Genomic DNA, 7,720 nt, shown 5'->3' on the forward strand with positions numbered 1-7,720 from the left:
TATACCCCATGAAAATTCAACAGTTTGAAGACAAAGGCTTAGCGCATTATGCGTACGCTGTTTTGTGCGAGAAGACAGGTGAAGTTATACTGATAGACCCGGCCCGAGATCCGCAACCCTATTACGATTATGCTGCGTCCAACAAGGCTAAAATTGTAGGGGTGATCGAGACGCACCCGCATGCTGACTTTGTCAGTTCACATGTGGAGATACACGAAAAGACCGGTGCTACCCTGTATTCCCACAGCCTGGTTGGCGCTGCATATCCGCACCAGTCCCTGGATGAGGGGGCCGAACTGCAGATCGGGGAGGTTAAGCTGAAAGCGCTTCATACGCCAGGTCACTCCCCAGACGGCATCAGCATTGTGCTGGAACACGAAGGCAGGGACAAGGCCGTGTTTACGGGTGATACTCTTTTTATAGGCGACGTCGGCCGGCCGGACCTGCGGGAAAGCGCCGGCAATATCACAGCCAAACGGGAAGAACTGGCTCGCCAGATGTACCACAGCACCCGTGAAAAGCTCATGAAGCTGGACGATGACGTGCTTGTATACCCTGCGCATGGTGCCGGTACGCTTTGTGGCAAAGACCTGAGCGAAGCCAGCAGCAGCACCATAGGCGCTGAAAAAAAGAGCAACTACGCCCTGCAGCCGATGAGCGAGGAGGAGTTTGTAAAGATACTAACGGAAGACCAGCCGTTCATACCTAAATATTTTGGTTACGACGTGGACCTGAACAAACAGGGAGCCCCTGCTTACCAGTCTAGCCTGGAGAATGTGAAGAGAAGGGAGAAAAACTACCAGCCTCCCGCCGGAGCCCTCGTAGTTGACGGGCGTAATGTAAAGACTTTCAAAAAAGGTCACGTAAAAGGTGCCCTCAACATTCAGAACGGGAACAAATTCGAAACCTGGCTGGGAAGTATAGTCGGGCCGGACGAGCACTACTACCTGATAGCAGCCAGCGAGGAAGAACTGAGCAATCTGGTAAGCAAAGCTGCCAAAATTGGCTACGAACAGCTGATCGATGGGGCTTTTGTTCAGGATGTTGCCGCCGAAACTTCATCCCCGATCCTGGATGTGGAAGAATTCAGCCGGCACCAGGACAAGTATACCATCGTGGATGTTCGGAATACTTCGGAAGTTCAAGGTGGCAGGTTCTTTGAGAAAGCCATCAACATCCCGTTGCCGGAACTTCGGGAGCGGGCCAACGAGATTCCGGCTGACAAACCGGTGGTAGTGCATTGCGCAGGCGGTTACCGCTCAGCAGCAGGTAGCAGCATAGTAGAGGCAGCCCTTCCTGGTACTCGGGTACTGGACCTGGGCGAAGCTATCCATACCTTCAAAAACGGATCTAAATAATCTATCACCCTACTACCAACCAGTTCGGACGCAGACAATGTCCGAACTGGTTTTTTATTTTAGTACGTATATTGAAAGCGGTACACATGACCAACGTCCTGATCAAGCTAATGAGGTAAAGTATACCTGCATTTAAAGTACCTTTCGCTTACCACTGCGTGTATGTATTATTCCAGCCAAACGAACATCCAATAATGCGTATGGACCTTCCACAGAAAGACATAATCCTGAAACAATTCCCCCAGTTTGAGCAGTCGCTTCTGGACGAGATCATGGCGCACAGCACCATCAAAGAGGTAGAAGAGGGTGAAGAAATAGTACGTACCGGCCAGTACATCCGCTCGACCATACTGCTGCTAAGCGGCCTGCTCAAGGTATACCGCGAAGATGAAGAAGGCAATGAGTTTTTGATGTACTACCTGGAGCCGGGTCATGCCTGCGCCCTTTCTATGATGTGTACTGCCCGCGACGCACAGAGCCAGATCATGGCGAAGGCCGTCACGTCCGCTGAAGTTATCCTCGTACCTTCCCACCTCTCGGAACTTTGGCTGGCCCAGTACAAGAGCTGGCACAATTTCGTGATTGCTTCTTACCGCCAGCGCTTCGAAGAGCTGCTTCAGACACTGGACAGCATTGCCTTCAAAGGCCTGGATGAACGGCTGCTCTTTTACCTGAGGCGCCATGTAAAAGTAAGCGGCAAAGAAGTCCGTTTATCCCACCAGCGCATAGCCATTGAACTCAACAGCTCCCGCGAAGTGATCTCCCGCCTGCTCAAAAAGCTCGAGCAAACCGGCGCCGTCACGCTGCACCGCAATTACATCGAAGTGCATGACCTGGATAGAGTTTAGGAGTTAGAGAGTTTGGGAGTTTGGGAGGGAAGAGTTAAGAAGTTAAGAAGTTAGAGGGCAAGTACAAACTGGGAGTGATGCATTGCATGCAGGCGACAAATTGATTTAATCTAACTTTTCAACTGGCAAAGCTTTAATAAGCTACTCTGTGTAGGTCGCGGGTTTCTCAACATTTCAGCATATTGATAGCAATTGCATGATATGGTTCTGCAGAAGCCAATACCGTTTTTAAATACTCCAAAATTTTCTAACTTTCTAGCTTTTTAACTTCCGAACTCCTCAACTCTAAAACTCTTTAACTTCTCTGTGATAATAGTCACCGTATACCCTTCCTGCAATTCATACCTTTGTTGCAGATGAATCGAAAATCACTATTTCAATGGAAATACTAGGTTATTTTGCGGCCCTTTTCATTGGGCTTTCACTCGGACTAATCGGCGGAGGCGGCTCCATTCTGACGGTGCCGGTACTGGTGTATCTGCTGGGACTCAGCCCGGTCATCTCCACGGCTTATTCTCTCTTTATCGTGGGCCTGACCAGCCTGGTAGGCAGCTACAAATTTTACAAAAAAGGGTTGGTGAGCCTGAAGACGGCCATCGTCTTTGGTATACCTTCTATTGTGGCTGTGTATGCTACCCGACGGTATATCGTGCCAGCCATACCGGATAATCTGTTTACCCTTGGTGAGCTGGTGGTGACGAAAGGTGTCATGCTGATGTTGCTTTTTGCTGGCCTGATGGTGTTCGCATCGATCAGCATGATCAAAAAGAAGAAGCAGGTTGAACCCACGGATGAGAATGCAACACACGAGCACCTTGACATGCCACATCCGGAGCCCAGGTTCAATTACGGCGGCATTTTGGCTGAAGGCCTGATCGTGGGAACACTGACGGGTATGGTAGGTGCAGGCGGAGGTTTCCTGATCATACCTGCCCTGGTGCTGTTCAGCAAACTGGATATGAAAATGGCAGTAGGTACGTCGCTCCTGATCATTGCCGTCAAGTCACTGTTTGGTTTCTTAGGAGATATCTACAACTATGAGATCAACTGGTTGTTCCTGGCTGTTTTCTCTACCATTTCCATCGCCGGTATCTTCATTGGCTCATTCTTATCCAACAAAGTGGCCGCTGATAAACTGAAGACTTCCTTTGGCTGGTTTGTCCTTGTGATGGGCATTTATATCATCATTAAAGAAATTTTCTTCGCTTAACCTTCTAAAAATATAGAGATATGTTAGAGTTTATAAGGCAACCATGGCCGTGGTATACCTCGGGCGCTGTGATCGCCTTCGTAATGGTCTTGCTGTTGTTTTTCGGTAAGTCGTTCGGCTTCTCCTCCAACCTGCGCACCATCTGCTCTGCCTGCGGCGCAGGCAGGCATGTCAGGTTCTTTGATTATGACTGGCGCTCCCAACGCTGGAACCTGCTGTTCCTGGCAGGAGCCATTGTGGGCGGCTTTATCTCCTCAGAATTTCTTTCAAGCGGGGAAGCCGTGCAGATATCAAAAGCCACAATAGAAGACCTGAGCACATTGGGTATCTCGGCTCCGAATGGCATACAGCCTGCAGAGATCTTCAGCCTTGAAGCACTTTTCACGGTAAAGGGATTCCTGGTGTTGCTGCTGGGTGGTTTTGCAATAGGTTTTGGTGCACGTTACGCTGGTGGCTGTACCTCGGGGCATGCGATCAGCGGAATATCAAACCTGCAGCTTCCCTCCCTGATTGCGGTAATCGGTTTCTTCATCGGAGGCCTGATCACCACCTTTATCCTGCTACCACTCCTTTTCTGACAGGAAACAGTTAGCAGTAATCAATTAACAGGCAGCCGTTAACTACAGAAAGAACTGCTTTTTAACAGTACAGATATCTAATTTCCTCCAGAAGTGAAAAGTATAAAATTTATAATAGCCGGCATCTTGTTCGGCATCGTGATGAGTAAGTCGGAAGCTATTTCCTGGTTCCGTATCCAGGAGATGTTCCGCTTCCAGTCGTTTCACATGTATGGCATCATCGGTACAGCTGTGGTGCTCGGTACGATTGCTACGTTCCTGATCAAAAAATACAACTTGCGCGACATACAGGGCAATCCGATCGTGTTCACCCCAAAAGAAAAGTCGGTACCGCGCTACCTGATTGGCGGTATCATTTTCGGACTGGGTTGGGCCCTGACAGGCGCCTGCCCCGGACCTATGTTCGTGAACATCGGGTATAGTTACTGGGCTATTTTGGTTGCCATCGGTGGCGCGCTGGCAGGCACTTACCTGTATGGCGTTCTGAAGGACAGGCTGCCGCATTGAAAAAAATCGTACCTTTGCACAACGTATTTCGGAACAGGCATTGATTCTATACCTGCTTGTTCTATCCTGACGAAACCATGAAGTGTCACCTGTTGCTTCTTTTCAGCCTGCTGCTTTTGCTGCTCACCCTCTCCCAACCGGGCGGGCGCGTGAACGGCATGCTATGTGCCAAGCAACGTGACCTGACAGAGACACTCACAGCCGGGCAGCGCCAGGTAAAACGTACATGTGCCAAGAAATGCTTGAAACACCAGACGCACTCTGAGCAACAGTCCGGAACCAATTTTGCTCCAGAGTGCAGCCATCCTGTCTATGCGGTATTGACGGAAATGGTGCCGGCAGCCATCTTGCCAGCAGCTCTCCTGCAGCAGGTGCACCTTCCTGCCGGCAAAAAGCACCTCCCTCCCAGCCTCGAAGCCGAACCCGACCCACCGAGATTTTCTTAATATTCCTGTAGCAAAATGCCAGTACAGCTGACAAAAGGATGGTTTTCGCATAATCAATCTCCTGATGTTCATGTTGACTGTAATTCCTCATACCCGAGGAAAAGAGATACCCTGTACCTCTGCTTCATTTATTTTAAGAATTAAAATCTCAACTTATGGACATTACTCCGTTGCAAAAAATATCATTCCTGGTGCTACGCATCATGGGCAGCCTTATCTTTATAACAGCCGGTCTCAACCATCTTTTCGATACAGCCGGTGCAGCCACCCGACTGGGTAAAGCATCTTTTGGGCACCTGGCCACCTGGATGGCCCCTGCCGAATCGCTTGTCTTACTTTCGGGTATTGGTCTGGTGATTGGGGGCATTCTGCTGTTGTCCGGCTTCAAAACCAAACTGGCTGCGCTTCTGCTGCTGGCCCTATTGATACCAATCACCCTTACCGTACAGGTAGGGAGTGCCGCTGGTAGCGGACCGTTGCTCAAGAACATAGCACTGATCGGTATGCTTCTCTTTTTTATCGTGAACGGAGCAGTTTATTATGGACTGGACCAGTTAATGGACCTTAAAAAGAAGACACAAGCCGGCATAAGTACCCTGCATACAGGTAAGTATTTGGCCGTACTGACAACAGGCCTGGTTGTGTTACTTAGCATCACGGGCACTACAGTCGCCCAGGCAACCATACCACAAGGTTATGTAACAATTGCTGCCAAAAAGAACTATGCTGTGCTCATCAGTCAACCTAACCACCTGAAGGCGGCCGTACATACAGCGGAGACCATTACGTCCAACAGCCCCTACAAACGTGATAAATTTGTGGTAATGGCCTGCTCCAAATCAGTGGAAGCGTTTTTAAAAGGAGGTAAAATGGAGCAGGAGTTCGAGAAAGGCAAAGCAGCAGGCGTCACTTACAAAGTATGTGGTTTGTCGCTCAAACAGCTCAACATCGAACCTGCTATGTTGCTTGACGGTGTGGAAGTTATACCAAACGGTTTAACCTATATGTTTGACCTGCAGCAGCAGGGATTTATAACGGTAGAGTTGTAAGCAGCAAAAGAAATCAAGTCATTAAAACAGTTATTTCAATCCGAAGAATATCATGACCAAAAATAAATTCTCAATCAAAAACATACCTGGCTGGGCTGTCACCCTCGCCATTTTCGGGATACTATACCTGACAGGATTACATACAGAGGCCATCGGCCAGGTACAGCGCCTGCTGCTGGCAACCGGCATCAAAAACGCCAGTGTGCCCGATCCTGTCACCACGTCGGCCGCTATCAACGCAGTGGAAACTTCCGGTGCTGGCTCTTCGGCTATGGTGGGTGCCGGCTTCAGGATGATCGGGCTGGATGGCAAAACAGTGCCGTTTGAAAGCCTGAAAGGAAAGGTTGTTTTCCTGAATATCTGGGCAACCTGGTGCCCGCCCTGTATAGCAGAGATGCCCAATATCCAGAAATTGTATGAAAAAGTAGGCTCTGACAAAATCGCTTTCGTGATGCTTTCTGTGGATGAAGGCGGCATGGGCAAGGTGAAGAAATTCATCGACAAGAAAGGCTATACCTTCCCGGTATACATGCCGGCCAGTCAGTTTCCCGAAGAGTTTTACTCCAACGCCATCCCGACCACTTTCATAATTTCGCCCGAAGGCAAGATCGTGGCCCGGCAGGAAGGTATGGCCGAGTACGACACCCCGGAAGTGCGGGAGTACCTGCAAAGCATGGTGAAGTAATTCCGGTTCATAAGCTGGCTGATCTCCTGGACAGCCAGCTTATTTTTTTACCGGTATACCTGTTGTTTCGCCACGCACACGGACAAACACCTGTGCACCAACAAAATACACTACATTTTTTTCTGTTTTCAGAAAGGCCGGCGAGTTGTTTTGGTTAATTTAGTTGAAGTTAATCCGAACGCATACCTCAGAAGCAAGCCTATGCTGGAGCGAAAAATCCACTCAACCGACAAAATCCTTTTCTTCAACAAGGAGTACATCTCAGAATTTGTGTATGGTGGCATAGACGGGGCCATCACGACGTTTGCTGTAGTGGCCGGTGCGGAAGGCGCCAGCCTGGGTATAGCGGTGGTCATTATTCTGGGCCTGGCGAATCTTATCGCAGATGGCTTTTCGATGTCAGTCGGAAACTTCTTTTCTACCAAAGCCTCCCGGGATAACTTCGACAGGCACAAGGCCATTGAATATTGGGAGGTGGACAACCTCGGGGAGACGGAAAAGAATGAGATCCGCGAAATCTATGCAGCAAAAGGGTTCAAAGGCGACCTGCTGGAGAACGTCGTCAACGTGATCACGGCCGATAAAGAGGTATGGGTGGATACCATGATGAAGGAGGAACTTGAAATGATCAAGGATGATAAAACGCCTGTCAAAACAGCTGCTGTCACGTTTCTAAGCTTCGTCCTGGTCGGAGCCATACCTTTGCTGGCCTATATTTTTGCCGGAAGCGATAAGTCCATGAACAATTCGGAGTTGTTTCTTTATTCCGGCCTGCTGACCGGAGTTGCCCTTGTGCTCGTGGGCAGCCTGAAAAGCATCGTGACGCAACGAAACATGCTGGGCGGAATCGCCGAAACCCTTTTACTAGGTGGCCTGGCTGCCTCGCTGGCCTACATCGTGGGCGATGTGCTGGAGCGGGTGTTTCTGTAAGGAGCATCTTCCGATAAAGAGGCATTTGATTCCAGAAAACAAAAAGCCTTTCCCTGCTATAGGGGAAGGCTTTTTACTGGTAGAACGTTGGCGTTACTTTATGCTATAG

At 49.4% G+C, this 7,720-nt stretch carries 9 protein-coding genes; all 9 read left to right on the forward strand.

Annotated elements, in window-relative coordinates; all coding sequences use genetic code 11:
- The first annotated feature begins 8 nt into the window (after positions 1 to 8).
- The 9 genes from OB13_RS12520 to OB13_RS12560 all read left to right on the forward strand — a co-directional run bounded on the left by OB13_RS12520 (position 9) and on the right by OB13_RS12560 (position 7,611).
- Positions 9 to 1,358, forward strand: coding sequence for an MBL fold metallo-hydrolase (locus OB13_RS12520; RefSeq protein WP_461490515.1), 1,350 nt, complete (start codon positions 9 to 11; stop codon positions 1,356 to 1,358).
- Positions 1,359 to 1,558: 200 nt separating this feature from the next.
- The gene (locus OB13_RS12525) at positions 1,559 to 2,206 is read left to right on the forward strand and encodes a Crp/Fnr family transcriptional regulator (RefSeq protein ID WP_461490507.1); all 648 of its coding nucleotides are present in this window, start codon (positions 1,559 to 1,561) and stop codon (positions 2,204 to 2,206) included.
- Between the two features lie 379 nt (positions 2,207 to 2,585).
- Positions 2,586 to 3,416 (forward strand): sulfite exporter TauE/SafE family protein, encoded by an 831-nt coding sequence (locus OB13_RS12530; protein ID WP_461490508.1) that lies wholly within the window; start codon positions 2,586 to 2,588, stop codon positions 3,414 to 3,416.
- A gap of 20 nt (positions 3,417 to 3,436) precedes the next feature.
- Complete coding sequence (locus OB13_RS12535; RefSeq protein WP_461490509.1) at positions 3,437 to 3,994, forward strand: YeeE/YedE family protein; 558 nt, start codon at positions 3,437 to 3,439, stop codon at positions 3,992 to 3,994.
- A 93-nt stretch (positions 3,995 to 4,087) separates the two neighbouring features.
- Positions 4,088 to 4,501: a DUF6691 family protein gene (locus OB13_RS12540; RefSeq protein WP_461490510.1), complete on the forward strand. Its 414-nt coding sequence runs from the start codon at positions 4,088 to 4,090 to the stop codon at positions 4,499 to 4,501.
- Between the two features lie 77 nt (positions 4,502 to 4,578).
- Positions 4,579 to 4,947 carry a hypothetical protein gene (locus OB13_RS12545; protein WP_461490511.1) on the forward strand — a complete coding sequence of 123 codons (369 nt, stop codon included), beginning with the start codon at positions 4,579 to 4,581 and terminating at the stop codon, positions 4,945 to 4,947.
- 155 nt (positions 4,948 to 5,102) lie between these two features.
- Positions 5,103 to 5,996 carry a DoxX family membrane protein gene (locus OB13_RS12550; protein WP_461490512.1) on the forward strand — a complete coding sequence of 298 codons (894 nt, stop codon included), beginning with the start codon at positions 5,103 to 5,105 and terminating at the stop codon, positions 5,994 to 5,996.
- A 52-nt stretch (positions 5,997 to 6,048) separates the two neighbouring features.
- Positions 6,049 to 6,681, forward strand: coding sequence for a TlpA disulfide reductase family protein (locus OB13_RS12555; RefSeq protein WP_461490513.1), 633 nt, complete (start codon positions 6,049 to 6,051; stop codon positions 6,679 to 6,681).
- A gap of 201 nt (positions 6,682 to 6,882) precedes the next feature.
- Positions 6,883 to 7,611 (forward strand): VIT1/CCC1 transporter family protein, encoded by a 729-nt coding sequence (locus tag OB13_RS12560; RefSeq protein ID WP_461490514.1) that lies wholly within the window; start codon positions 6,883 to 6,885, stop codon positions 7,609 to 7,611.
- Positions 7,612 to 7,720: the final 109 nt, after the last annotated feature.

This window comes from Pontibacter sp. HJ8, assembly GCF_054824225.1.